General features: G+C 72.9%; 20 protein-coding genes. 4 read left to right on the top strand and 16 right to left on the bottom strand.

The window, feature by feature from the left end:
* Window positions 1-53: 53 nt before the first annotated feature.
* The gene (hemL, locus tag GD748_RS06205; protein WP_152194239.1) at window positions 54-1,409 is read left to right on the top strand and encodes a glutamate-1-semialdehyde 2,1-aminomutase; all 1,356 of its coding nucleotides are present in this window, start codon (window positions 54-56) and stop codon (window positions 1,407-1,409) included.
* A gap of 101 nt (window positions 1,410-1,510) precedes the next feature.
* Here hemL and GD748_RS06200 read toward each other — a convergent pair whose 3' ends face one another.
* From GD748_RS06200 to GD748_RS06150, 11 genes are all read right to left on the bottom strand, one after another.
* The gene (locus GD748_RS06200; protein WP_226920881.1) at window positions 1,511-2,923 is read right to left on the bottom strand and encodes a DUF2399 domain-containing protein; all 1,413 of its coding nucleotides are present in this window, start codon (window positions 2,921-2,923) and stop codon (window positions 1,511-1,513) included.
* Between the two features lie 77 nt (window positions 2,924-3,000).
* Window positions 3,001-7,131 (bottom strand): TIGR02680 family protein, encoded by a 4,131-nt coding sequence (locus GD748_RS06195; RefSeq protein ID WP_152194237.1) that lies wholly within the window; start codon window positions 7,129-7,131, stop codon window positions 3,001-3,003.
* A complete protein-coding gene (locus GD748_RS06190) occupies window positions 7,128-8,375 on the bottom strand; it encodes a TIGR02678 family protein (RefSeq protein ID WP_226920820.1) in 1,248 nt (415 codons plus the stop codon). Before GD748_RS06190 ends, GD748_RS06195 begins: the two co-directional genes overlap by 4 nt.
* Complete coding sequence (locus GD748_RS06185) at window positions 8,372-9,997, bottom strand: TIGR02677 family protein (RefSeq protein ID WP_152194236.1); 1,626 nt, start codon at window positions 9,995-9,997, stop codon at window positions 8,372-8,374. Before GD748_RS06185 ends, GD748_RS06190 begins: the two co-directional genes overlap by 4 nt.
* A gap of 152 nt (window positions 9,998-10,149) precedes the next feature.
* Window positions 10,150-10,926 carry an HAAS signaling domain-containing protein gene (locus tag GD748_RS06180; protein ID WP_152194235.1) on the bottom strand — a complete coding sequence of 259 codons (777 nt, stop codon included), beginning with the start codon at window positions 10,924-10,926 and terminating at the stop codon, window positions 10,150-10,152.
* Window positions 10,927-10,931: 5 nt separating this feature from the next.
* Entirely contained in the window at window positions 10,932-11,282 is a 351-nt protein-coding gene (locus GD748_RS06175; protein ID WP_152194234.1) for a PadR family transcriptional regulator, read from the bottom strand.
* Window positions 11,283-11,508: 226 nt separating this feature from the next.
* On the bottom strand, window positions 11,509-12,033 hold the full coding sequence (locus GD748_RS06170) for an AbrB family transcriptional regulator (RefSeq protein ID WP_152194233.1): 525 nt from the start codon (window positions 12,031-12,033) through the stop codon (window positions 11,509-11,511).
* Entirely contained in the window at window positions 12,030-12,581 is a 552-nt protein-coding gene (locus GD748_RS06165) for an AbrB family transcriptional regulator (protein WP_193312838.1), read from the bottom strand. The genes GD748_RS06170 and GD748_RS06165 overlap by 4 nt, the downstream gene beginning before the upstream one ends.
* Window positions 12,578-13,549 carry an NAD(P)-dependent oxidoreductase gene (locus GD748_RS06160; RefSeq protein WP_152194231.1) on the bottom strand — a complete coding sequence of 324 codons (972 nt, stop codon included), beginning with the start codon at window positions 13,547-13,549 and terminating at the stop codon, window positions 12,578-12,580. Before GD748_RS06160 ends, GD748_RS06165 begins: the two co-directional genes overlap by 4 nt.
* Window positions 13,546-15,081, bottom strand: coding sequence for an FAD-dependent tricarballylate dehydrogenase TcuA (gene tcuA / locus GD748_RS06155; protein WP_152194230.1), 1,536 nt, complete (start codon window positions 15,079-15,081; stop codon window positions 13,546-13,548). Before tcuA ends, GD748_RS06160 begins: the two co-directional genes overlap by 4 nt.
* Before the next feature lie 45 nt (window positions 15,082-15,126).
* The gene (locus GD748_RS06150; RefSeq protein ID WP_193312837.1) at window positions 15,127-15,525 is read right to left on the bottom strand and encodes a universal stress protein; all 399 of its coding nucleotides are present in this window, start codon (window positions 15,523-15,525) and stop codon (window positions 15,127-15,129) included.
* Window positions 15,526-15,584: 59 nt separating this feature from the next.
* On the opposite strand from GD748_RS06150, the gene GD748_RS06145 reads away from it, so the two are divergent.
* Both GD748_RS06145 and GD748_RS06140 read left to right on the top strand, forming a co-directional pair.
* Window positions 15,585-16,667 carry an isocitrate/isopropylmalate dehydrogenase family protein gene (locus GD748_RS06145; protein ID WP_152194228.1) on the top strand — a complete coding sequence of 361 codons (1,083 nt, stop codon included), beginning with the start codon at window positions 15,585-15,587 and terminating at the stop codon, window positions 16,665-16,667.
* Window positions 16,668-16,717: 50 nt separating this feature from the next.
* Window positions 16,718-17,416, top strand: coding sequence for a GntR family transcriptional regulator (locus tag GD748_RS06140; protein ID WP_152194227.1), 699 nt, complete (start codon window positions 16,718-16,720; stop codon window positions 17,414-17,416).
* Window positions 17,417-17,578: 162 nt separating this feature from the next.
* Here the strand turns inward: GD748_RS06140 and GD748_RS06135 are convergent, their stop codons facing one another.
* The 3 genes from GD748_RS06135 to GD748_RS06125 form a co-directional block, all read right to left on the bottom strand.
* A complete protein-coding gene (locus GD748_RS06135) occupies window positions 17,579-19,570 on the bottom strand; it encodes a tripartite tricarboxylate transporter permease (protein WP_152194226.1) in 1,992 nt (663 codons plus the stop codon).
* Between the two features lie 78 nt (window positions 19,571-19,648).
* Window positions 19,649-20,776, bottom strand: coding sequence for a type 2 periplasmic-binding domain-containing protein (locus GD748_RS06130; RefSeq protein WP_152194225.1), 1,128 nt, complete (start codon window positions 20,774-20,776; stop codon window positions 19,649-19,651).
* A 93-nt stretch (window positions 20,777-20,869) separates the two neighbouring features.
* Complete coding sequence (locus GD748_RS06125; RefSeq protein ID WP_226920815.1) at window positions 20,870-22,015, bottom strand: 2-methylaconitate cis-trans isomerase PrpF family protein; 1,146 nt, start codon at window positions 22,013-22,015, stop codon at window positions 20,870-20,872.
* 127 nt (window positions 22,016-22,142) lie between these two features.
* Between GD748_RS06125 and GD748_RS06120 the strand changes: the two genes are divergently transcribed.
* Window positions 22,143-23,072: a LysR family transcriptional regulator gene (locus GD748_RS06120; RefSeq protein ID WP_226920813.1), complete on the top strand. Its 930-nt coding sequence runs from the start codon at window positions 22,143-22,145 to the stop codon at window positions 23,070-23,072.
* Window positions 23,073-23,082: 10 nt separating this feature from the next.
* Here GD748_RS06120 and GD748_RS06115 read toward each other — a convergent pair whose 3' ends face one another.
* Together GD748_RS06115 and GD748_RS06110 are read right to left on the bottom strand one after the other, a co-directional pair.
* Window positions 23,083-23,556 carry a GNAT family N-acetyltransferase gene (locus tag GD748_RS06115; RefSeq protein ID WP_152194223.1) on the bottom strand — a complete coding sequence of 158 codons (474 nt, stop codon included), beginning with the start codon at window positions 23,554-23,556 and terminating at the stop codon, window positions 23,083-23,085.
* Between the two features lie 248 nt (window positions 23,557-23,804).
* Window positions 23,805-25,043, bottom strand: a complete 1,239-nt coding sequence (locus GD748_RS06110; RefSeq protein ID WP_193312836.1) for an MFS transporter — start codon at window positions 25,041-25,043, stop codon at window positions 23,805-23,807.
* Window positions 25,044-25,399 lie beyond the last annotated feature (356 nt).

Genomic DNA, 25,399 nt, shown 5'->3' with positions numbered 1-25,399 from the left:
GACGTCTACCTACCCTCACCCGAGCCTGAGCCCCGACAGAGACGAGTCACGACATGACCACCGCCGATCCCATGCACGAGGTCTTCGAGCGGGCCCGCGCCGTCATCCCCGGCGGGGTGAGCTCCCCGGTCCGCGCCTACGGCTCCGTGGGGGGCGACCCGCGGTTCATCGCCTCCGCGAGCGGCCCGTACATCACCGACGTCGCAGGGCGTGAGTACGTGGATCTGGTCATGAGCTGGGGTCCGGGGCTGCTGGGCCACGCGCACCCCGAGGTCGTCGACGCGGTGCAGCGCGCCGCGGCGCGCGGTCTGTCCTTCGGGGCGCCGACGGAGGCCGAGGTCGAGCTCGCCGAGGTCATCCGCGCCCGCGTGCCCGCCGCGCAGAAGGTTCGGCTCGTCTCCACCGGCACCGAGGCGACCATGACAGCGGTGCGCCTGGCGCGCGGTGCCACCGGCCGCGACCTCATCGTGAAGTTCGCGGGCTGCTACCACGGGCACGTCGACGCCCTGCTCGCTGAGGCCGGCTCGGGCGTGGCCACCTTCGCGCTGCCCGGCTCGGCCGGGGTGACGACGGCGAGCGCCGCAGAGACGCTGGTGGTGCCGTACAACGACGTCGCCGCGCTGGAGGCCGTGTTCGCCGAACGTGGCGACGAGATCGCCGCCGTCATCACCGAGGCATCGCCGGCGAACATGGGCGTGGTGCCGCCCGAGCCCGGCTTCAACGCGGCGCTGCGCCGACTGACCGCCGCGAACGGCTCGCTGCTCGTCCTCGACGAGGTCCTCACCGGCTTCCGCGTCGGCCCGGCCGGCTGGTGGGGCCTCGACGGCGCGGCGGCGGGGGGCGACGTCACTGCGACGGGCTCCGAGCCCTGGACGCCCGACCTCATCACGTTCGGCAAGGTCGTCGGCGGCGGCATGCCGCTGGCCGCGCTCGGCGGGCGCGCGGAGCTGATGGACATGCTGGCCCCGACCGGGCCGGTGTACCAGGCGGGGACCCTGTCCGGTAACCCCCTGGCCACCGCCGCCGGCCTCGCCACGCTGCGCCTGGCAGACGCCGGCGTCTACGCCCACGTAGACTCCGTCGCCACGACGGTCGGCGACGCGGCGTCGGAGGCGCTCGAGGCCGCCGGGGTGGCGCACAGCCTCCAGCGCGCCGGCAACCTGTTCTCGGTCTTCTTCGGCGAGGCCGCCGCCCGCGACGGTGTGCGCTCCTACGCGGACGCCCAGGCGCAGGACACCTTCCGGCACCCGCCGTTCTTCCACGCCATGCTCGACGCCGGGGTGGCGCTGCCACCGAGCGTCTTCGAGGCGTGGTTCGTCTCCGCCGCGCACGACGACGCGGCGGTCGAGGCGATCCTCGCGGCCCTCCCGCGGGCGGCACGCGCGGCGGCGGTAGCACAGTCGGCCTAAGCCGCCTGTCGCCGGCCGTTTCCGCACTGTTGGCATCGACCGGAGAGGACGACGCACTGGCGGCCGGTCCCAGCAACGTCCTCACTGACAGCTTCGGGCCGTCACGCTGGCTTGATCGACGGTACCCAACCGGCCAGCACGTCCGCCGCCAGCAGGTTCGCGACGGCCTCCTCCTCGATCACGAGCCCACCCTCAGCCATGGCTACCGTCAGTTCGGGGTCCCACGGTGATTCCGCCGAAGTTCCCGTCAGGTTCCGAGAGGGCATCCCCTGCCGTACGGCCGCACGGTAGTCGGCGGCCGTGTATCGCCACGGCACCCAGAGGACGTGAGAGCTCAGAGACTGCGCGATCCGTAGGCCCGCCCAGTCGAAGTCGCCGTGGTAGCGCACTTCTGCCCCTTCTCCGGCGAGCGCGCTGAGCAGGTCGATGACTGCCGTGCTCGGTTGGCCCGACGTACACACCAGCACTGGGCCGCCGGCACCGGTGGTGACGGAAGAGCTCGCCGTTCCGAACGTGCCGGACGCGCCAGACGTACCGGACGTGCCGGGCGCGCCGGACCCGCCGGACACGCCAGATGCGCGGGGGCCGAGCACGCCTGTGGTTCGCGCCCAGCGCTGGGCCACCACCTCGACGACCGTCGGGTTCTCGCAGACGTGGATGACACCGCCACGCGGGATCGCTCGCACTCCGCCGGAGCGCACCTGGTCCAGTGTCAGCACCATGGGCATGCGCGCTGCCCGCATGGCCTCCAGCGAGCCCGCCGTCGCCGTCTGCGGCGAGTGGTCAGCGACGGCGGCGCCGGCACTCACACCCGGAACGCCCAGACACAGCGCGGTGGAGGCCACATTCGACAGGACGACACCCGCCGCCGCCCAGCTGTCGCGGGTCGACAGCTCTCCGTCTGCCGCACCCGGCACGAAAGCCGCCCTGACCACCGCGGCGGCAAGCCGACCGAGCGGCCGGGACGAGTCCAGGCCGTGGGCATCTCCGACCGCCTCCCGGGCCAAGACGGCCAGCGGCTGCCCGGCGGACGGCAGCATCTCGAGCACCGCGGCCAACCTGCTCACCAGGTCGGCAGCGACCGCCGGCGACGTAGCAGCGGAGATCCGCGCCGCCTCCGCCCTCGCGGCCCGCTTGAGGGCACCGGTCGCGCACCAGGCGTTCCACCAGTCGTCAAGTCCCGGGAACCGGGCTGTCGCTGGTGCCAGGCCTTCGCACACCGCTTCCCATGCGGCTGCTTCCCGCGCCCGTTCGGCCCTGCCGTCGACCACCGGACCGCTCAGGGTCTCGACCGCGTCGGCGAGGCCGGCGGGCCACGGCCCGCGGCGCAGGATCTCCTCCACAACGGCAAGGTCCATCCGCAACGAGGACCCTGCCCGCCGCGGTCGTCCGACGAGCCGTACGGCGGCGGACCGCTGCCCGGCGGTCGGCTCGTTCAACTGGAGGACACCGCTGAGTGGCGTGTCTCCGGCGGCGAGGATCCGCCCCCGGACCCGGGCTACGAACCACACCATCTCGGGCACGTCCAGCAGCCGGTCCAGTGCGGCCCGGTCTCCGGCCGGTGGCACCGGGCGCTGTTCCTGACCCTCGGTCATCCGAACAAGGTCGCGTCATGCGACGAGGCCGGCGAATCGCTGCCGGCTCGTGCCGCGGCGTCCACCTCGGCGCTCCGGTGCCGCCGCCGGCCGTCCCACCGCCATCGGGTGACGCCCACGGCGTCGACGCCCTCCACGCGGGACAACTGTGCGATCGAGATACCGGGCACCTCCGGATAGCAGGCCCACTCGCGCTCGCTGGTCATCACCACGTCGAGGTCGAAGGTCGCCAGCAGCCCGAGCGACTTGGCCCGGGAGTCGTCGTCCACCCCCGCGAAGGCCTCGTCGAGCAAGATCAGACGCGGCGCGTGGGGGCCGGCCGAGTTGTAGTGCGCGGAGGCGGCGGCGAAGAGCGGCACCGAGACAGCCAGTGCCCGCTCGCCGCCCGAGGCGGGGCCGGACGCCGAGCGCCACTGCCCGTTCTGCCACCGCTCGACGACGAAGGTGTGCCACTGCCGGTAGTCGAGCGCCTGCTCCAGGTGCTCCTGCCAGCCGCCGGCCGGGTCGTTCTGGCGGACCTCGGCGATCTGCGCCTGCAGGAAGTCTCCGATCGCGGTGCGGTCCCCGGGCGTCCAGGTGGCGTCGGACCGGATCATCAGGTCCCTGGCCGCCACCAGCCCGGCCGGGCCGTCGCCGCGCTCGCGCCACCGGACCCGCAGCTGCATCCCGGTCGCGGTCTTGCGATCGGCGAGCTCGCGGTTCATCCGGTCGATCTGGCCCTCGGCGGTGAGCAGCAGCTCGTGCAGGTGCCCGGCCACCTCGTTGACGAGGTGGTTCTCGAGGATCTCGCGCTCTCGGGCGCTGAGCAGGCGCTCACGGTCTGCGACGTCCTCGGCCAGCCGATCTGCCAGTCGGTCGACGTCAACCTCGTCGTGGAGGTAGAGCACCCGCACCACCAGCACATCGCCGCGCTGCTCCACGAAGGCGGTGTGCCCGTGCCTGCTCATCTGTGCGCTCAGCTCCGTCGACGCGCTGGACACCCGCTGCTGGGCGCGGCCCCACGCGTCGTCGGACTCGTCGACCTCGCTCAGCTGCTGCTCGGCGGTGCGAGAAAGGCTGAGCGCCGCGGTGACGTTCCACCCCTCGGCGTCGTCCACCGCCGGGACGAGGAGGTCCGGCACAGCGACCCGCAGCAGCCCGGTCCCCGCGAACGCCCGGAGGGCGTCGATCTTCTCCTCGCGCAGCGCCGCTGTCTCTTCGCGTCGTCGCCCGAGGTCACTGACCTTCTCCTCGAGGCTCCCGTGCCTCGCCGCGGCCGCGAGCTCGTCCTTGGCGATCCTCTTGAGCTCATCAGCCACCTGGCCCAACGCTGCGGTGGTCTCGCCCAGTCGGGCCTGGAGCTCGGCCACCGAAGCGCCGACAGTGGCGCGCAGCGCCTCGTACCTCGACCGCAGGCCGGCTGCCTGCGTTCGTACGACCTTGTGCTCGGCCGCCTGCCGCTCACGGAGCTCGACCGCCTCGGCGGCGCGCGCGGCCGCCTGGTCGCGGGCGGCCGCCGCGTCCGCGAGTGCACGTGCTGCGCTTCGCAGCTCCACCAGTGCCTCGGCGTAGGTGGCGACGGCGGCCAGTGCAACGTCGATCTCGCGGACCGTGGTGGGAACCCCGAGCTGTACGGCCTGCTCGGCAAGCTCCTCAGCGGCCTTCTCGGCAACCTCGGCGGCACGTTCCCATGTCTCGTGCGCCTCGTTCGCCTCCTGCTGTGCCCGCTCCAGCTCCAGGTTCGCCGCCGCGACGCGATCATGCGCCGAGCCGAGCCCGCGCTCGAGCCGGCCCGGGTAGCCGGCACGCTCGGTGCGCACGTTCCCGGCCTGCCGCTCCGCTTCTGCAACCCGCTCGTGCGCGGTCGCATGCCCGGTCTCCAACTCCTCGGCCCGGGTGCGCAACGTGGCGAGCAGCTCGTGCCGGTGCGCCTCCCTGGCGCCTGCGCCGACGAACTCGGCCCGCTCCTTGCCCCAGGCGCCGCGCGCGGGGCCTGCTCCCCAGCTCCCGTCCCAGTCCACCCACAGGTCAGCCCCTGACGCCTCGCCCCACCCGATACGGTCGAGGACCGCGAGGACCGCGTCGGCACCGACTGCGTCGTCGGGCCCGGCAGCGGGGATGAGCACCGCCGCCAGCGAGGTCGCCACCTCCGGACCGTTCGGACCGAGCACGACTTCGCCACCGGCGCGCACTGTGCCGTCCGGGAAGATCCAGGCGTCCAGCAGCCCGGCGGACTGCAGCGCCGCCTCCACGCCCGCCCGATCGGTATCGGTCACGGAGCCGGCAAAGTCGGTCAGCCGCCACAGCGGGGCGCCGTCCCGGTCCTCACGTGCGCGACGGTCACGAGCAGGCACGGGCGGCGGCTCCGGATCGTGGCCCGCCTCGAGGTCGGCGATCTCGGTGCGGAGCTGTGCCAGCTCGTCGGCCAGGCGTTCCTCAGTGTGCGCGGCCTCGGCCCGTTCCCGCTCGATGCGGGTCAGCGCCTGTGTGGCGGCCGCCTCCACCGCGGATCGCGCGGGTGGCTCCCCGAACATGCTCAGCGCCCATCCCTCGGCCTGCTCGACCAGCTCGTCGACCCCGGTGTCCAGGACGATGGCGGTGAGGCCGGCCAGGTGGTCCCGAACGCCGTCGCGGTAGGCCGCCACGGCGGCCTCTAACGCCTCGTGCGCCGCCTGCCGACCCTCCACCCGACCGGCCACGGCGGCCTCGGCGGCATCGAGCAGCTGTCGCTGTTGAGCGGCACTCGACTCGGCCTGCTGCACCGCCTCCACCACCCGGCGAACGTGCGCCAGCTGCTCCCGCCGTCGCGTCAGCGCCCGGCGGGCAGCGTCCGCATCGGCCGAGATCGCCGCGTGATCGGCGCGCAGCCCGGCTGCTCCGGCCAGTCGGGCCGCCGTCGCCTCGTGCTGTTCGCTCTCGCGTACCGACGCCTCGTGTCGACCAGCTGCGGCGGCCTCGCCGTCGATCTCCTGCTGGGCCCTGGTGGCCGCCTGCTCCGCCTCAATGCCGGCAGCCACTGCCCGGCGCTCGGTCTCCGTGGCCTCGCGCGAGGCCCGGTCCAGACGGTCGGCATCGCGCATCTCCGGGCTCTCCCGCAGCGCGTGCTCCTGCCCCTGCAGAACGCTCTGCCGCTCCGTCGCCGCCTCGTGGAGGCCGGCGAGCCGCTCGACCTCGTTCCCCGCGGTCCTCAACCGCTCCTCGGCGTCGCGCAGATCCCGGCCAGCGTGCTCGTAGGCCGAGTTGGCCAGCCGCACCGCGGTCGTGTGCCGCCGGGACGCGACCCGGGCGTAGACGCGGTAGTGACGGAGGAAGCCCTCGGCCGCAGCGAGCGTCTCCTTGGCCTCGGCGATGCCGGCGCGCTCGTCCTCCAGCGACCTGAAGGACTCGGCGACGTCGGCGACCACAGCCTGGTCCAGCGGTGCGAGGGCCTCGGTCAGCGCCGCGGAGAGCACCTTCTCGTCGGGCTTCTTGGACAGCTGCGGCTGGCGCAGCTGGATCAGCAGGTCGATGAGTGCGGCGTACCGCTCCTCCCCCAGCCGGAACATCGCCTCGTCCACGGCCCGCCGGTAGGTCTCCTGGGTGGCGTAGACCTGCCCCGACCCGGTGGACGTCAGCTCGTCACGGAGACGTTCCTGGCTCAGCACCGTCCGGTTGCCGTCAAGCAGACGCAGGTCGCCAATCCGGCGGGCGGACGTGAAGTACCACGTCTTGACAATGCCGCGCCCGGCGGCGGCCTTGACGCCGATACCGAGCGTGGTGAAGTGCTCAGTACCATCGGCGTCCACGCGTCCGAACTCCGCCCAGGAGTAGCCGGTGCGCTCCGAGCTCTGGTGGGCACCGCCCAGCAGGAGGTTCCACTCCATCCGCTTCTTGGGGTCGGCGTCCGGCTCCACGCGCCGCGGGGCGATCGAGCCGTCGAGCAGGAACGGCAGCGTGAGGGCTAGCACCTTGGACTTCCCGGTCCCGTTGTTGCCCCGCAGCAGCAGGCGCCCGTCATGAAACCAGAACTGCTCGTCGTCGTAGTAGAAGAGGTCCACCAGGCCGAGCCGCAGAGGCTGCCAGCGCTCGCTGGTGGGGCGTGGCAGGTCGCCGTCGGGCTCCGCACGGTAACCGTGGGTTCGCTCACGGACGTCGTCGAGGCTGCTCATCGGGCTCCCCTGCTCGTGATGGTCGGGGCGGCCACGGCGAACCGTCGAAGTGCCGGCAGCGGGTGGACGACGGCGTCCGGCCCCTCGCCGGTCACCCGCACCAGGCCGAGACCGACGAGACGGTCGAGCGCGCCCGCGACGATCGCGTTCTCCGCCCCCGGCTCCTGGCTCGTCCTGCGCCAGTAGGCCGCATTGTCCTTGGCGAGCCGCGTCACCTGCCGCCGCAAGGACGCGACGTCCGCCGGGCCGGAGTCCGCCAGCTGTTCAGCGAGCAGCAGTGTGGCATGACCGTCGGTGCCCTGCTCCGGCATCCGCGTGTCGGTGAGCTGGTCGTCGGGGTCGACGAGAGCGATGCCCTCGGCCCGCAGCTCTGCCACCATCCCGGTGGCCTCGGCCAGGCGCCGGGTCAGCTGGACTCGCTGCCCGACGAGGTAGTTGCGCTCGTCGTCGGGCAGCTCGTCGTAGTAGACGACCGGATCGCACAGCAGCCGGCGAGACACGGCATGGCGCAGGCGCCTCGTGGACTCTTCGTCGGTGTACGTCGGTGGCGGCTCGTGCAGGGTCGCCTCGATCCGGTCGATCGTCGGAGCAGGGCCGAGCGCGGCACCGACGAGACCGGGCCCGTGGCTGGTCGACAGTATCGCGGCCAGCACCCGCCGGTCGACGTCGTACAGCGCGTCGCCGTCGGCGGAGACGTACGACTCCTCATCGCCCGCCACCCGGACCAGCACGCCGTAGCCGAGCAGCAGCCGGATCGCCGCGACGAGGTCGGAACGCTCCTCGCGCCCGCTCAGGGTGAATGCCACACCGTCCAGGCCGGGCTGGCGGGCGGCGAGAACGACGTCCTCGGCCAGCCGGCCGAGGGAGATCTGCGGGTCGGAGCGCTCCAGCACGGCCAGCGCCAGGCAGAGCAGGACGTAGCGTCGCCGGGTGAACGGCGGGTCGCCCTTGCGACCGCGGGCCGGGTGCCGCTCGGCGACGGCGGTCGCCGTAGTGCCGTGGGGGACGTAGGAGGTCAGCAGACGGACGGTCTGCGACTCGACGACGAGCCGCCAGCCCGTCTCCCGGTCGAACCACCCACGCAGTGCCTCGGCGTGGCGCCGGGCCAGCCGGAACAGCTCGCCGTCCGTCTGCGCCCGCAGGAGGGGTCGCACGAGCAGCGCCCGCAGCACCCGGGTGCGGCCCTCCGCCTCCCGGGCCTCCAGCGCCCCCGAGATGCTCGGAGCGAGGTCGACCGGGCTCACGCGTACGCCTCCACGGGCTGCTCCTGCACGGGGCTCGGCTCCGGGATGTCGACCGCGGAGGCGATGTCGACAAGATGGTCGGGCCCGGTCAGTGCTCCCTCGGGCGTGGTGATGACCATGGTCCCTGCGCCCGGGATCCGGGTGAGGGTGACGGTGAGCTCACCGTCGGACGTGTGGACCTGCGCGGTGGTTGCCTGCGGCCCCATGGCCGCGAGCGCATCACCCAGGAGTCCGAGGAACAGTCGGAAGGCCGCCGGCTCCAGCTCGCCGAAGGCGGAGAGCGGTCTGGGTCCGTCGGTGAGGATGCGGCGACGTGCCGCCGCGGTCTGTTCCGCCTCGTGCCGGGCGCGCTCGACCAGCAACCGTTTCCCCTCGGTGCGGTCCGCGACCCGCACCGCCTTGCCTCGGCGCTCGTACGACCCGCTCCGGCGCAGCTGCGGGCTGATCTCCAGCGGTGGCGCCTCGGCCCACGGCGTCGTGTTCCCCAGCTCCGCGGAGGCCCACGCATCTTCGGTGGCAGCGGTGATGCTGAGGTGGCGCACCGGTTCCAGCGCGAACGCCGAGCGCCACAACCGGTGCCGATCAGCATCGTCAGGAAGTGCGGCGAACCACTTCGCCAGGGTGAGGAAGTCCTGGGTCCGGTCGGTGCGGCCACCGGCCTTCTCGTGCAGCGCCCGCACCACGGCGAGCAGTGCCGGGATGGCCGCCCGCGCCCGGGCCCGCAGCAGCTTGGACTCGCTCTCCCGCGCGGGCGTGCTGACGAACCAGTCGGTCAGGCCCGACCACTGCGTCAACCAGGTCTCCCACACCTTCGTCCGGGCGGTGTCGGCCTCGCCGGGGGCTGCGTCGACGGCCTCCCGCTCGGCGGCGGTGGCCGCGAGGAACCGCACGCCGTCCGCCGGGATGCTCCCGAGCAGTTCCGCGATCGAGGCCCCGCGCGTGAGCAGGTCGTGGATGAACTGCTCCAGGTACTCGATGAGCTGCTCCTTGTACGCCAGGAACGCCTCGACGTCAGCATCGTGGAGGTCGATGGTGCGCTGCATCGACCCCATGAACGCCACGGCGTTCTCGGCCAGCTCGACGAAGCGCTCGCGAAGGCTGCGCAGGGTCTGGTGGACCAGGGCTGCGTCCACCGCCGCACCTCCAGCGTGTACTGCGGCGGTGTCTCGAAGGTTGGTGAGCAGGACCACGATGTCTTCCAGCGCCACGGACTGCAGCGCGCCGCGGGTGCCGAGTGCGGCGTCGTACTGCGCCAGCGCCCGCTCGGCGGCCTCGCCCGGGCGGGACATCTGGTAGAGCATCCGTCGTCGGTAGAAGTCCTCCAGTGCCGTGACCCTGCTCGAGTCCGGGAAGGCGAGCAGATTCCCCCAGCTGGGCTGCGACAGTCGCTCCAGCGCCTCGGCGACCACGCCCTCCTCGACCGGTTCTCCGCCGTCGGCGTCGAGGGCGGCGGAGACCTGCTCCGGACGTACATGCACCGTGAACCGTTCCTTCTGCGCCATGAGCGCACGCATGACGCGACGGTACAGTTGCGCGTTGGGCGTGCTGAGGTAGGCGAAGGGTCCGTAGCCGCCAGGTGTGGTCTCGCCTGCCGGCGGTGCCGCGACCGAGGGGTCCGTCATGGCGCCAATCCTTACACGGGGCACGGACACTCCCGAGCACGACGCCGTCGGGGAGCGAGGCTGCCGGCCTGCCCTCTGGCGGCTCGGCCACGGCCGCAGAAACCGTCGTCGCCGAGCACTGGTCGAGGTAGCCGAAGGCCCTCTGCCACTGACTACGGACTGATCGACAGCCGGTCGGCGCGAGCGCCCGCGGACACCACTCGTCTCGCCTGCTGCGCCCCGGTCCGCCAGAGCCGTGCGACAGCCCAAATTGTGCTGGCTACGACCGCAACGAAGACGCCGAGGACTAGCACCCCCCGCAGCGCGCCGACGGGAACGAGCACGGTCGTGACGATCAGCAGCCCGCAGACCAGCACCAGCGCCGGCAAGAGCAGTGCGCCGAGCCACTTCTGGCGGATGGACCACAGCGACGAACCGGTCAGGAGCACCACGGTGAGCAACCACGGCAGCGCGACCAACGGGATCGGCGCGAGGGCCGACCAGACCATGTCGTAGCTTGCCGGCAATAGGGCGGTCCCGGCTTCCTGCGTCCGAGACCCATCGAACCCGTCACCGGCGTCGGCCTGCACGACGGGCGCGGTCTCCGCGGCCAGGAAGCCGGCCATCGCGCCTATGACCACCAGATAGAGCCCCGCGGTGATCAGCAGGAGAAGCCCGACGGTAGAGGGCACCCACGCCCGGTCAAGGCCCGATGGTCGCTGCGGCGCCGGCCGGTCGTGGGCGAGCGCCTCGGCGGCAACCTGCTCGGGTGGACCGAGCTCGACCAGGACGCGGTCGACCTCGCGGTCCGTCGGTGGCTGCGGGCCGTCGGCCAGTGCGGCGTCGATGTGCTCGCGGACCCCGCCCAGGACGTCACTGCGCAGAACAGGTTCCGCCGGCTCGAGCATGCGCCCGAGGTCGTCGAGGTAGGCGGCGATGCGCTCACGCATGGCATTCATGACAGGTCTGCTCTCTGCTCGAGGGCCGCGTCGACCGCGTCCCGGAAGGGGTGCCAGGCTCGGGTGAAGGCGGCGAGCGCGCGCTCGCCGTCCTCGGTGAGGGAGTAGTAGCGACGGGGCGGGCCGGCGGCGGACTCCTCCCAGCTGGTCTCGACCAGCCCGGCCTTCCGCAGTCGCGCGAGCAGGGGATAGAGCGTGCCCTCGCCACTCATGAGGACCCCGTCCCGGGTAAGCACCCGGGCGATGTCGAGGCCGTACCACCGCCCCGAACGCAGCAGGGCGAGCACGCAGTACTCGAGCGCTCCGCGCCGGAGGTTCGAGCGCATGCTCTCCTCACCAGGTACCATGCGTGACAAGGTAGTAGTTGGAGCCGTCGTTGACAAGGGACATACACCGTCACCTGTGCCGGCGCGAAGTGCGCCGATCTCGGCGTACCGGTCCTCCCCGTTGCCTTCCCGGCGGATCGGTGAGGATTCGATGCGCCAACCGCATCGAATCCTCACCGACGGCCGCACCTAGGCCGTGGGCGGACGCTCCGGCGTCCCCGGCTCGACGCGACCAACGCGGAATAGCTCAGCCCGGGTCGGAGGTTCTCGGCCCTCCGAGCCGGCCGGCGAACCTGATGAGCAACGGCATCGTCCAGAGCACGACGAGCAGGCGGACGAGGTGCATGCCCGCCACGACCGCGGCGTCCATGTCCAAGGAGATCGCGGCGGCGACCATCTCTCCGACGCCGCCCGGCACCATCCCGAGCACCGCCTCGCCCACCGGCAGCAGGCCGGTGGCGGCGAGGCCGAAGCCCAGCGCCACCCCGGCCCCGACGACGAGCACGACGGCGAGCGTGCCCGGGGTGAGGAACTTCGCGAAGTCGCGGAAGATGGCTGGGCCGATCGTCGCTCCGATCGCCGCCCCCACCATCACCTGGGCGGCCGGCGAGACGAACGCCGGCATGACGGTCGTGCCGCCGATGACCAGGTGCACCGCCGCGCCACCGACGAGCCCTCCCGTGATCGGCCACATCGGTATCCGGACCCGCCGGAAGAGCAGCGCGCACACTGTGCCGCCGCCGAGGACGGCGAGGACCTCCAGCCAGTTCACGACGACGCGGACAGGTAGGCGAGCAGGAGCGGCAGCGCGATCAGCACGATGACGAGGACCCGCACCGAGTGGACGGCCAGGACGAGGGAGATGCGCGCCCCGCGGTCCATGGCGACCCCGACGATCTCGCTCACCCCGCCGGGCGCCGTGGCGAGCACCGCCGTCATGGGGTCGACGTCGTAGCGGCGGACGAGGACGAGGGCGAGCACGATGTTGAGGCAGAGCAGGACGGCGACGGCGCCGAGCAGCGGGCCGATGACGTGCCCGAGGGTCGCGAGCGCCGCCGGCTCGAGCTGGACGCCGGTCACGCAGCCGAGGAGGACGAAGCCGACGACCCGCACCCCCCGGGGCATCTGCACGACGGAGAGGCCGGGCACCGCCCGGTTGGCCAGGGCCGCCCCGAGGACGGACCCGAGGAGCACGCCCGCCGGGACGCCGAGGACCGACAGGAGCGCGGCACCGGCGGACGCACCCACGAGCACCCGGACGACCCCGGCGACGCGTCGCGCCCGCCCGCCCCGGCCGGGGCCCTCCGCGCCCGACGTCACAGCGGCGCGGCCTCCGGCAGCAGCTCGGAGGGGTCGAGCGACCCGGCGAGGTAGGCGGCGAGCTGGTCCGCCGCGATGGCGGCGAACTCGTCGAGCACCTCCTCGACCGTCCAGCCGATGTGCGGGGTGAGCAGCGCGTTGGGCAGGCCACGCAGCGGCGAGTCGGCGGCCAGCGGCTCGCCGTCGAACACGTCCAGGCCGGCCGCCGCGAGGGGGCCGTCCCGCAGCGCGTCGACCAGGGCCGCCTCGTCGAGGATCGCTCCGCGCGAGGTGTTGACGAGCACGGCACCGGGCTTGACCTGGGCGAGCGCCCGCGCGTCAAGCAGGCCGCGGACCTCCTCGGACAGCCGCAGGTGGATGCTCACCACGTCGCTCGTGCCGAGAAGCTCCGCCAGCGGCAGTCGCGGGATCGTCGGGTCCGCACCCGAGGAGCCGGGCCGCGCCCAGGCGACGACCTCCATGCCGAACGCCTCGGCGAGCTTGGCCACCCGTGCGCCGTGCCGCCCCGTGCCGAGGATGCCGAGGCGGCGCCCGGCGAGGGTGCGGCCGGTCATGGCCGGCCACCCGCCCGCGTCCATCGTGCGCACCGCCGTCGGGAAGCCGCGCAGCGCCCCGATCATGAGGGCGAAGGTCAGCTCCGGCACGGCGGCGCGCGGACCGGCGCCGCGCCGGCCGAGGGTGACGACGATCCCCCGGGTCCGGGCGGCCCCCGCGTCGAGGTGGTAGGCGTGCCCGCCGGACTGCAGGACGAGCTTGAGGGCGGGCAGCCGGTCGAACGTCGCCGGGTCGAAGCGGGTGCGCTCGCGCACGGCCATGACGACGTCGACGCCTGCGAGCTCGCCGTCGGGGACCTCGGCCAGCGGGCGGTCCAGCACCCGCACGTCGGCCAGCTCCCGCATGCGGGCGATGCCCTCGGACCGCGCGAGGCGGCCCTCCCAGTCGTCGAGGACGATGAGGTTCGGCCTCACGCCGGCACTCCCGCACGTGCGGCCGCGGCCACCTCCGCCGCACGCGCGCCGGTGGTCCGGCCCCAGATCGCACCGCGCATGAGGCCCGAGCCCGCCGGGTAGTTGTGGTAGAAGAACCCGCCCGTGATCTCCCCGGTGGCGAACAACCGCGGCATGGGCCGCCCGGCGACGTCGACGACCTGGCCGCCGGCGTCGATGCGCAGGCCGCCGTAGGTGAACGTGATGCCGCACGTGACCGGGTAGGCGACGAACGGTGGGGCGTCGATCGGCTGCGCCCAGTTCGACTTGGCGGGCTGACCGGCCGGGTTCGCCGCGACGCCGTCCTTGCGGAAGGCGTCGAACCCGCCGTCGGGGCAGGCCGCGTTGAAGTCCTCGACCGTCTGGCGCAGCGCGCGAGGCTCGACCCCCACGAGCTCGGCCAGCTCCTCGAGGGTGTCGGCGACCACGGGCGTGCCCGTCGAGTACCGGGACTCGAGGAGGTGGAGGGTCTTCTGGTCGAAGAGCTGGAACGCCCAGGCCCGGGTCTGCGCACGGATCGTCTGCCCGGTCTTGGCGTACGTCATCCACACGTGGTCGGACCCCTCGTCCACGAACCGCTCGCCCTCGGCGTTGACGAGGATCGCGTAGGGGTAGGAGTAGCGGCTCATCTTGTCGGTGAGCCGCAGGTCCCCCACCGGGGGCGCGTCGGCGTCGAGCGGCACCGCGTGGCACCCGCCCCAGTGGCCGGTGGGCTGCGCCCCGCGCGCCAGGGTGGCGGCGAGGACGGCGCCCATGTTGAACCGGCTGCCCCGGACCTTCACCAGGTCCCACCCCGGGCCGAGCCAGCGCTGGCGCATCTCGGGGTTCGACTCGAACCCGCCGGCCGCGAGCACGACGACGCCGCGCACGACGACGTCGCCCTCCGGCCGGCGCACGACGACGCCCCGGCAGGTCGTGCCCTCCATGACGAGGTCGAGGACCGGGGACTCGTACCAGACCTCGATGCCGGCCCGCTCGACCGCGCCGAAGAGGTCCTCCATGAGGCCGACGCCCTCGTCGTACGACCGCAGCGCCCCGCCCGGGGGCAGGACGTACCGCTCCCCGGCCGGGATCTTGTCCGGGTCGATGAGCTTGCCGACGGTGAGCTCCCAGCGCACGCCCTTGCCGGCCATCCACCGGACGGTCTCGAGGGAGCGGCCCACGAGCCCGTCCTGCAGGTCGGGGTCGATGCGGCCCTGGGTCGCCGACTGCAGGTCCTTTGTGTAGTCCTCGGCGGTGTACGGCTCGACCGTCACCGACTCCGACCACCTGGCGGACTCCTCGACGACGAGCGGCAGGAGGTCCTCCAGCCCGCCGTGCGCACACCGGAAGATGCCGCCGGTGAACCGGCTGTTGCCCCCGCGCTCCGCATACGGGGCAGCCTCGAGCACGAGGACCCGTGCCCCGGCCTCGTGGGCGGACAGGGCCGCCGTCAGGGCGGCGTTGCCGGCACCGACGACGACGACGTCGACCTCGACCTCGTCCTGGGCGTGAACGTCGTTGGTCATGCTCATGCGGTGACTCCTCTTGCTAGGTCGGCCCGCCGTCGGGCCGATACGTCAGCGGGCGGTGGTCTTGACGACCGTGACCGGGCACTCGGCGTCGAGGATCAGCCGCTGGGCGCTGGAGCCGAGCAGGAACTTCCCGACGGCGCTGCGGCGGCGGATCCCGATGACGATGACGTCGGCCGTCGGGTCGTCCACGGCGGCCTCGACGACCTCGTCCATGGGGACCCCGGCCATGGCCGGGGAGAGCACCTCGTACGGGACGCCGGTCGGCTCGACGAGCTCACCCACCCGGTCGAACGGCACCTGGCCCTCCTCGTGCTCGAGGCGGTGACGGCCGCCGGACCCGTCCGCGATGCGCAGCGAGTCGCCGCGCTCCCGGGCGGTCCGCAGGGCGAAGTCCAGGGCAGCGCGGCCCTCGGGCGTGGGGATGTAACTCACGATGACTGCCATGTCGACGAATCTTTGCATGCAACGTGTGTGGAGAACAAGCCTTGTTGCATACTTACCGTATGGCAGAGACGCAGACCGCCCCCCTTCGCATCGCGGTCATCCGTGGTGACGGCATCGGACCGGAGCTCGTGGACAGCTCCCTGGAGGTGCTCGGCGCCGTCGCCGAGGCCACCGGCGCACAGATCGACGTCCACGACGAGCCCGGCGGTGCCGCCGTCTACCGGGAGACCGGGCGACCCCTCCACGAGGGCGCCCTCGACCGCCTGCGCGAGGCCGACGGCGTGCTCAAGGGCCCGGTCGGCCTCCCGGACGTGCGCCGCCCGGACGGCACGGAGGGCGGCCTGCTCGGCGGCGAGCTGCGGATCGGCCTGGACACCTACGCCAACGTGCGCCCGGTCCGGCTGCGGCAGGGGGTCACCGGCCCGACACGGCACGCGCCGGGGCAGATCGACTACGTCATCGTCCGGGAGAACACCGAGGGCCTCTATCTCTCCCGCGGCAACGGCGTCGCGACGCCGCACGCGGCGAGCGACCAGATGCTCATCACCCGGGTCGGCACCGAACGGGTCGTCCGCTACGCCTTCGAGCTCGCCCGGCACCGGGACGGCGCCCCGCGCGACGGCGCCCGCCGGGTGACCTGTGTGGACAAGAGCAACGTCCTGCGCAGCTTCGCGCTCTTCCGCCGCGTCTTCGACGAGGTCGCGGCGGAGTACCCGGACGTCGAGGCCGACCACCTGTACGCCGACGCCGCGGCGCACGCGCTCGTCGTCGAGCCCGACCGGTTCGACGTCGTCGTCATGGAGAACTTCCTCGGCGACATCCTCAGCGACCTGGGCGCCGGCACCGTGGGCGGGCTCGGCATGTGCGGCTCCGGCAACATTGGCACGGACGCGGCCTACTTCGAGCCGATCCACGGCAGCGCCCCGACCATCGCCGGGAAGGGCCTCGCCAACCCGCTCTCCCAGCTGCTGAGCCTGGCCATGCTGCTGGACCACAGCGGCCGTCGGGAGGGCGCCGAGCTCGTCGAGCGCGCCATCGGCTCGGCCCTCGAGGACGGCGCGATCACGATCCTGCCGACCGGCTCGCCGGAAGGCGGCACGGCCGCGGTGACCGCCGCAGTCGTCGAGCGGGTGCGGGCATGAGCCCGCAGGCCTCCGGCCGCTCGACGGCCGGTATCCCGTACGGTGCGGCCATGGAAACCGCCGAGCAGGAGATCTCCGCGCTGCGTACGTACCTCGAGCCGGGGACGCTGCGCGGGCGCACGACCGAGGCCGTGACCGACGCGATGCGCGAGGCGATCCTCGACGGCGTCCTGGCACCGTCGATGTGGCTGCGCGAGGACGAGATCGCCCAGACGCTCAAGGTGAGCCGCACCCCGGTCCGCGAGGCGCTGCGCCGTCTCTCCGACGAGGGGCTCGCCGTCAAGACCGCGCACCAGGGCACGGTCGTCGCCCCGCTGTCCCTGGAGGACATCCTCGCGCTCTACGTGGTCCGGGAGAACCTCGAGGGGCTCGCCGCGCGCCTGGCCGCCGGCCGCGGCTCGGAGGCGCTCGTGAAGGCGCTGACGGACATCAACGAGAGGATGCGGCAGCACACCGAGCGCGGCGACATGGCTGCCCTCGCCCGCGAGAACCTCTCCTTCCACCGGGTGCTGCGCGAGGCGTCCTCGAACTCCTACCTGGGGCGTTTCCTCCTCCAGGTCGAGCACGCGGTCCGCCGGCTCAACGCCACGACCCTGCAGACCCCGGGCCGGGCGGCCGAGGTGCTCACGGAGCACGAGGACATCATCGCCGCCGTCGCCGCCCACGACGCCGACGCCGCCGAGGCCGCGGCCAAGGCGCACATGCGCCGGGCCCGCGAGCTGCGCCTGAAGGAGCTGCTCGGCAGCTGACCCGCCACGACGACGGCTGCCCTCCTGGAGGGCAGCCGTCGTGCGGGTGAGCACGGGGCAGCACACGTGGCGCCGCGGGCCTGCCGGGGCGCTCCTCACGGCCCGACCAGCGCAGCGCCCGTGTGGCGTGCCCGCGAGGTCCGCCTCAGCCGCGCGGGTCCGTCACAGCAGCCCGACGGGGGTGAGGTAGCCGATCGGGAGCCGCACGTCCGCGAACTCCTGGAGGACGAGGAGGACGGCGACGACCGCGACGGTGTAGATCGCGATGCGCCACCACCTCATCTCTGCCACCCGCCACAGGAAGACCGGGACGAAGACGACCGCGGCGAGCAGCCCGCCGAGCACGTAGACCAGGACGACGAACCCGGTGAGCCAGGCGAAGGAGACCAGGACGTCCCGGCGATGGGTACGCCAGTCCGACCCGTCGGCGGCGGCATCGGCCGCCCGGCGCCGACGCAGCTCGAGGATGAGCACGACTGCGGCCAGCACCGCACCCAGCGCGGTGACGAGCGCCGGCACGAGCCGGGCACGGTCGGAGAAGCCCTGGGCGACGAAGAACGCACCGACGAACAGGACGAGGAACCCCACCGCGATGACGATGCGCCAGATCGACGGCGCCTCGGCGCCCTCGGCGGCCTCCTCATCGTCGTCCTCCGGGAGCAGCTGCGGGACGTCGGGGTCGCGGCGCGCGCGCAGGCGGCGGTAGACGGCCGTCGCGACCGGGAAGAGCAGGATCGCGAGCATGACCAGCACGGCCGGGCGCACGACCCACTCCGAGAGCGTGTACAGGTTCGCCGTGAGGTAGTAGTACCGCTCCAGCGGGATCGCGAGGACGAACCCGATGAGGAACGGCGCGCGCGGGATGTGCGCGATCTTCATCAGCCAGCCCACGGCGCCCAGGACGAGCATGATGACGAGGAGCTGGATCTCCTTGCTCTCCTGGAAGCCCGCCGTGAAAAGGATGACCACCAGGCCCGCGGCGAGGACGGGGAAGCGCACGAAGCTGAGCTTCGCCAGCGGCACGGACAGGACGAAGCACAGCGCCGCACCGACGACGCTGGCGATCGCGAACGACCACACGATCGTGTACACCGTGTCGAGGTGGTCGGTGATGATCCGCGGACCGGGCTCGATGCCGAAGACGAGCAGCGCACCGAGCAGCAGGGCGGCGGGGGCGCCGCCGGGGATGCCGAAGAGCAGCGTGGGGATGAGGTCGCCGGCCTCGACGGAGTTGTTCGCACTCTCGGGCGCGATGATCCCGCGCGGGTCGCCCTTGCCGAAGCGCTTCTTGTCCTTGCCCTTGGCCGTCGCCCGCGCCTGCCCGTAGGCCATCCACGTGCCCGCCGTGGCACCCAGGCCGGGCAGGACGCCCGCCCAGATGCCGACGAGCGCACCGCGCAGGACGTGGCTGAAGTTGGAGAAGACGTCCCGCACACCGCTCCCCCACCCGACGCCGATGCCGGAGCCGGTGGCGACGGAGCTCTTCTTGGCGACGAGGGAGACGACCTCCGCGACGCCGAAGATACCCAGGGCGACGGCGACGAGCCCGAGCCCCTCGGTGAGGAAGAGCGAGCCGAACGTGAACCGGTAGTCGGGCGCGGCGGGCGCGCCACCGACCTGCCCGAGGAGGAGCCCGAAGGCGCCCGCCATGAGGCCCTTCATCATGTTGCCCTTGGACAGCAGCGCGGTCAGCGAGATGCCGAGCACCGTGAGCATGAAGAGCTCTGGCGAGCCGAAGGAGAGGACGAGTGGCCGCGCGAGCGGGATCGACAGGGTCAGGCCCAGCGCGCCGAGGAGACCGCCGAACATCGAAGACATGAAGGCGATCGCCAGCGCCCGGGCGGCCTGGCCCTTCTTGGCCATCTCGTGCCCGTCGAGCATGAGCACGGCGGCCGACGCCGAGCCTGGGACGCCGATGAGGACCGAGGCGATCGTGTCCGAGGTGTGCACCACCGCCACGGCGCCGATGATCAGCGCCAGCGCCTGGTTCGGCTCCAGCACGAAGATGAACGGCAGGAGGATCGCGACGGCGCCGGTGCCCCCCAGGCCCGGGATGATGCCGATGACGAGCCCGGCCAGGATGCCGGCGAAGAGGAAGATCAGGGAGGCGGGATCGACGAGTGCGGCGAGCGCGGTGGTCGCTGCTTCAAGCATCGGTGGACCTTTCGGAGGGCTTCGGGCGGAACGGGTGTCGCCGGGCCCCGTCCACGGGGCCCGGCGACGTTCCGGCCGTCAGGAGGACTCGACGGTCGTGTCGTACTCGTTCTGGAGCATGTCGAGCGTGTACTGACGAACCTCGGGCGAGATGTCGAACGCCTCGAGCAGATCGTCCTGCGCGACCTCGCCGGAGTACAGCGGGTACCCACCGAGCACGTCCTCGGCGCTGGACTGGAACTCCTCGTCGTCCTCGAGCGCCTCGGCGGCGGCCCAGTAGGCCTCCACGATGGAGTCCGGGGTGCCCTCGGTCGCCCACAGGCCCTTCTGGTAGACGAACCCGGGGATGAGGAAGGCACGGTAGGCCTCGAAGGCCTCGCCCGAGGGCTCCTCGCCGTTCATCTGCTCGTAGACCTCGGCCACGGTGGGCAGCTCGGGCAGGTTCGGGTCGCGGACGATCTCCCCGTCCTCGGCGAAACCGAAGGTCATGAGGGGCACCGCGGTGCCGGCCTCGACCATCGGCTCGACCTGGGTGAGGTAGGCCGACGTCGTCTGGTAGTCGAGGGTGATCTCGCCGCGCTCGAGCGCGAGCCGGGCCGGGCCGCGGCCCTCGAACCCGAACGTGGCGTCGATGTCGATGTCGAGGACGTCGAACGCCTGGAGCAGCGACAGGTCCAGGCCCGTGGCGCTGATACCGCCGTAGACGAGCGGCTCCTCGAGGTCCTGCAGGTCCTCGGCGCTCTCGATCCCCGTCGACGAGGACACGTAGATGACGCCGCCGGTGCCGTTGAACATGAGCGGGCGCAGCTTCGTGAAGTCGAACTCGACCTCCGGGCGCCCGAGCAGCGCCTGGAAGTAGGTCGTCCCGGAGGTGACGAGGACCTCGGAGCCGTCGGTGACGCCGTTCTGGACGAACTGGTTGGAGCCGGTGATCGACTCACCGCCCGGGACGTTCTCGGCGACGAAGGACGGGTTGCCCTCGACGTTCTCCTCGAGGTACGGGGCGAGGAAGCGCGCCCACGTGTCCGTGCCGCCACCCTCGGAGTATGGGATGAGCATGTTGACGCGGTCCGGCATCGCGACGTCCTCGCCGGTCTCCCCCTCGGAGCCGCCGACGCCCTGCGGGTTCGAGCAGGCGGCGAGCGCGAGGGCGGAGGCCGCTGCGAACGCGGAAAGGGCGGTGCGGCGCGTGTAGGTCTTCTTCATCTGTCTCTCCTTCTTCGCCACGGGCCGTCGGCGACCCGTGGTGACTTTGGTGGCCGGGAGGGCCGGCCGTCGAGGGGTGGAGGTGGGGGACGGTCAGCGGACCAGCTCGTCGGGTACGAGCACGGTCCCTTCCATGAGCCGGCGGGCGGTGCGGTAGCCGGCGACGCTCGGCACGGAGAACGTGCCGTCGGGCTGCCGGGCGACGTCGGCCGAGAGCTCGAGCACACCGGCCGGGTGGCCGATGAGACAGGGCACCGAACGTTCTCCGGCGACCTCGTTGACGAGCGTACCGGGCAGGCCCGCCGCGACGGCGGTGCAGATGCCGCCGGTCAGGGCGTACGACCGGTGGACCCGGCCCATGGACATCATCGCGGCACGCAGGGAGGTGCCCTCGCCGCTCTGGGGGGAGCCGTTGCTCAGGAGGTAGTCCTGGGGCGGCCCGACGAACGCCAGCTTGGGGACCGAGGGGACCTCGTGGGTCGCCTCCTCGGGGGTCTCGGTGATGCCGCTGAGGACGGCGGCGTGCGCGCGCACCGACTCGATGCGGCCGAGGAGAGCGGGGTCGGCGTCGATCTCCTCGGGGTTCTCCTGACCGGTGAGACCGAGAGCCTCCCAGCGGACGAAGACGAGCGGGTTGGCCGCGTCCACCAGCGAGACCTCGACGGTGCCGAGCCCCGGGACCTCGAGCTCGTCGCGGACGTTGCCCGTGGGCAGGAGCTTGCCCGTGACGGAGCCGCCCGGCTCGACGTAGTCCAGCTGGATCCGTGCGCCCGTACCGGGTACGCCCGGCAGCTCGAAGTCGCCGACCGGGTGGAACCTGCCGTCGCGGGTGGGCACGTGCGCGACGATCACCTTGTTGGTGTTCGTGTTGAGGAACCGCACGATCGTCACCGGGTCGGTGGCCTCGACGAGCCCCTCGTCGACGGCGAACGGCCCGACCGCGGAGGAGATGTTCCCGCAGTTGCCGCGCCGGTCGACGAGCGCGCTGTCGATGGAGACCTGGCCGAAGTCGTACAGGACGTCGACGCCGCGGTCGCGGCCGTCGGAGATGACGGCCACCTTGCTCGTCGTCGACGTCGCGCCGCCGAGGCCGTCGATCTGCCGGCGGTACGGGTCGGGCGAGCCGTACGCGGCGAGGATGAACCTGTCGCGCTCTGCCGGGTCCGCCGGCAGGTCGCGCTCGTGGAAGAAGACGGCCTTGCTCGTCCCACCACGCATGATGACACCCGGTACTCGCACAGCCACTCCTCCTCGTCGAGTTGCATGCATCCTGCACACCGATTGCGGACACACTCTGCACGACTGACCGGTTCCACACAATCTGCACATTGTCGACCTTCACTTAAGGAAGCCTTAAGGTTCGTGTGTGGCACTGGACCTGCACCGCATCCGCGTCCTCACCGAGATCGCACGTCAGGGGAGCATGACCGGCGCGGCGGACTCGCTGGGCTACTCCCTGTCCGCCGTCTCGCAGCAGGTTCGCAAGCTCGAGGCGGAGGTCGGTATGCCGGTGCTGGACCGGCGTCCGCGCGGTGTCACGCTCACCGACGCGGGCCTGGCGATCGTCGAGCACGGCGAGGTCATCGCCCGTCAGCTCGCGGCCCTGGACGTGCGCCTCGCCGACATCGCCGGCCTGCACGAGGGCTCGCTGCGGCTGGGGACCTTCCCCACGGCCGGGGCGTCGATCCTGCCCGTCGCGGTCACCCGGTTCACCGCCGCCCACCCGGGCGTGAACCTGAACCTGCGCAGCGCCCGGATCTCCGGGCTGCTCGCCATGCTCCAGGCGCACGACGTCGAGCAGGCCCTCCTCTGGGACTACGAGTGGTCGCCCGTCGACGATCCGAGCCTCACGGTCGAGCAGCTCATGACCGACCCGACCGTCCTGCTGGTCTCGGCCGACCACCGCCTGGCCGGCGCGCGTGGCGCGACCATGGCGGACCTCGTCGGCGAGCGGTGGATCACCCGGGCGGAGCACCACCCGGTCGTCGAGGTCCTGAGGCGCAGCGCCCACGCCGCCGGCTTCGAGCCGAACATCGCCTTCGAGGCGCACGACTACCAGGAGGCGCAGGGGATGGTCGCCGTCGGCCTCGGCGTCGCCCTCGTCCCGCGGCTGGCGCTGGCGAACCTCCGGGCGGACGTGCGCGTCGTCCCGCTCGGGGGCTCGACGCCGTCCCGGCGGATCTTCCTCGCCCGCGCGGCGTCCCGGGTGCCCACGCCGCCGGAGATCGCGATGCGGGACGTCCTGCGCGCCGTCAGCGCCGAGGTCGCGCAGGGGTCGCGGCTCTACGGGCCCTGAGGGCCGGCGGTCACAGGGGCCGCTTGAACCCCTCGTGAGTGGCCTCGTAGCCGAGCCGCGCGTAGAACCGGTGGGCGGCGATCCTGCCCTTGTCGGAGGTGAGCTGGACGATCGAGGCGCCGCGGCGGCGGCCGAACTCGTGCGCCCACTCGAACATCGCGCCGCCGAGGCCCCGGCCGCGGGCACCGCTGCCGACGCGCACCGTCTCGACGTTCAGGCGCACCGCCCCGCCCCTGGACAGGCTGGGCATGAGCGTGAGCTGCATCGTCGCGACGACGTCTCCGGCGCCGTCGCGCACGCAGGCGAGGAACTGGTTCGGGTCGGCGTCGATCGCCGCGAAGGCCGCCTCGTACGCTTCGGGCGGCGCGCTCTCGCGTGCCGCACCCAGCTCGTCGTCGCGCAGGAGCTCGACGAGCGCGGGAAGGTCGTCGGCGCTCGCCCGGTCCACGGCGTAGCGCTGGTCACCGACATAGATCGCGTCCACGGTGCGCACCTTGCCACACCCCCCGACGGCGGCCCGCCGACCGCCGCGCCGGCAGTCGGCCCGCCGACCGCTGCGCCGGCAGAGCACGGCGGGTCACCTGCCGTGGCAGCGACAGCGGGCCACCTGCCGTGGCCACGACGACGGATCACCTGTCGTGGCCGCGGCGAGCGGCACCTGCCCTGGGCGCCGGGCGGGTCACCTGGATTGGCTGCGACAGGCGGTCAGCTGCCGTGACCGCAGCCGGCGGGTCAACCGCCCTGGCTGCGCCGGGCGGGCACGACGACCGCGCCCAGGATCGCCAGGCCCGCGGCGGACAGGCCGAAGAACAGGCCGACGCGGTCCGCCCCGAGCAGCGCCGAGCCGGCCGCCGTGCCGATGGCGCTGCCGAGGAACAGCGCCGTCGCGAAGAGGCTGATCATCGCCGCCCGCGCCTGCGGGACGACCTCGGTCGCCCAGGTCTGCATGGTCGAGTGCAAGAAGGACCAGGTCCCGGCCAGGAGCACGCTGGCGAGCAGCACCGACCACGGCTCGGTCGTGAGGACGAGGAGCAGGTTCCCGGCCACCCCGAGGACGGCGCCGACGGCCATGAGGACGTGCGCGGGCACTCGCCCGACGAGCGACTTCACCGCCGGCGTCCACAACGCCATCGCCGCCCCGTAGCCGGCGACGACGAGCCCGGAGGCGACGACCGACGTGCCGCCCTCCTGCAGGACGGCCGGCAGGAGCGGCAGCGCCCCGAGGATGACGATGCCCTCGACGAAGACGAACGCGCACACGAGGGGCCCCCACCGGCTGCGCACCACCTCGCGGACCCGTCCGGCCCCGCTCCGGACCGGCGTGGGCCTGCCCGGCGAGGAAGGCGGGGCAGGCCCGGCGTGGGGGTCCGCGGCCGCCGACGCGCCGCGGACCGGCGCCGGCCCGGGGAGGGGCTCGGGGAGGACGGCGGCCGCTGCGGCGGCGAGCGCGAGGACGCCGGGCACGGCGAAGGTGGCGCGCCAGTCCACGACCTCGGCGATCGCAGCGGCCGCGACCGTGGCGAGGGCCATGCCGACGGCCATGGCGCGCATGATGTCGGTGAGCGGCCGCTGACGGTGCCGTACGTCGAGGGTGTCGCCCAGGTAGATGAGCGAGCCCGGAACGACGGCCGCGAAGCCGGCACCGGTGAGGGCACGCAGGAGGACGAGCGCGCCGAGCGTCGGGGCGAGCGCCGACGCGCACGCGGCCAGTCCCGCGATGACGAGCGACAGCCGCATCGTCGCGACGCGGCCGATCCGGTCGGAGACGATGCCCCACCCGAACTGCATGACCCCGTAGCCGACGAAGTACGACGTCGCCGCGGCGGCCGCGACGGCGACCGGGACGCCGAGGTCGGCGGCGACGAGCGGCAGGAGAGGCGCGATGAGCATCCGGTCGAAGGAGCTGAGGAAGGTCACCGCCTGGAGGTAGCGGGTCACACCCCGCGCCACCTCGCCGTCTGCGCGCGTCACAACGGCACCGTCATGCCTTGCCAGCCTGCACCCACGTTGCATACATTACGCACCGGCGGAGGCCGACCGACGACGGAGGTGCCCGATGACCGCGCATCGCTCCCCCGGCTCGGCCGACGGCAGTCACCCGCGCTCGCCGGCGCCCCCGGCTCGACCGACCGTCGAAGGACGGCGTCGCGGCCGTCGCTGGAGGTCGTCGCGAGCGGGAGTCGCGAGAGCACGCGCGACGGGGTTGCCCGGTCGCCGGCACGCGCTCGGACATCAGCCTCCGCAGGGACAGTCGGTGCCACACAGGCAACATACGGCGCACCCACCGGACCGGCGGGCCGCACGACTTCGGCACCACGCGGCGATGG

The sequence above is a fragment of the Georgenia subflava genome (assembly GCF_009193155.1).
GTDB classification, from domain to species: Bacteria; Actinomycetota; Actinomycetes; order Actinomycetales; family Actinomycetaceae; genus Georgenia; species Georgenia subflava.
This window is presented reverse-complemented; position numbering and strand designations above follow the sequence as displayed.

Bases quoted from the DNA above. Each gene is read 5' to 3' on its own strand.
- hemL (WP_152194239.1), top strand. From the start codon at position 54: ATGACCACCGCCGATCCCATGCACGAGGTCTTCGAGCGGGCCCGCGCC.
- GD748_RS06200 (WP_226920881.1), bottom strand. From the start codon at position 2,923: ATGGTGTGGTTCGTAGCCCGGGTCCGGGGGCGGATCCTCGCCGCCGGA.
- GD748_RS06195 (WP_152194237.1), bottom strand. From the start codon at position 7,131: ATGAGCAGCCTCGACGACGTCCGTGAGCGAACCCACGGTTACCGTGCG.
- GD748_RS06185 (WP_152194236.1), bottom strand. From the start codon at position 9,997: ATGACGGACCCCTCGGTCGCGGCACCGCCGGCAGGCGAGACCACACCT.
- GD748_RS06180 (WP_152194235.1), bottom strand. From the start codon at position 10,926: ATGCGTGAGCGCATCGCCGCCTACCTCGACGACCTCGGGCGCATGCTC.
- GD748_RS06175 (WP_152194234.1), bottom strand. From the start codon at position 11,282: ATGGTACCTGGTGAGGAGAGCATGCGCTCGAACCTCCGGCGCGGAGCG.
- tcuA (WP_152194230.1), bottom strand. From the start codon at position 15,081: ATGAGCATGACCAACGACGTTCACGCCCAGGACGAGGTCGAGGTCGAC.
- GD748_RS06150 (WP_193312837.1), bottom strand. From the start codon at position 15,525: ATGGCAGTCATCGTGAGTTACATCCCCACGCCCGAGGGCCGCGCTGCC.
- GD748_RS06145 (WP_152194228.1), top strand. From the start codon at position 15,585: ATGGCAGAGACGCAGACCGCCCCCCTTCGCATCGCGGTCATCCGTGGT.
- GD748_RS06140 (WP_152194227.1), top strand. From the start codon at position 16,718: ATGGAAACCGCCGAGCAGGAGATCTCCGCGCTGCGTACGTACCTCGAG.
- GD748_RS06135 (WP_152194226.1), bottom strand. From the start codon at position 19,570: ATGCTTGAAGCAGCGACCACCGCGCTCGCCGCACTCGTCGATCCCGCC.
- GD748_RS06130 (WP_152194225.1), bottom strand. From the start codon at position 20,776: ATGAAGAAGACCTACACGCGCCGCACCGCCCTTTCCGCGTTCGCAGCG.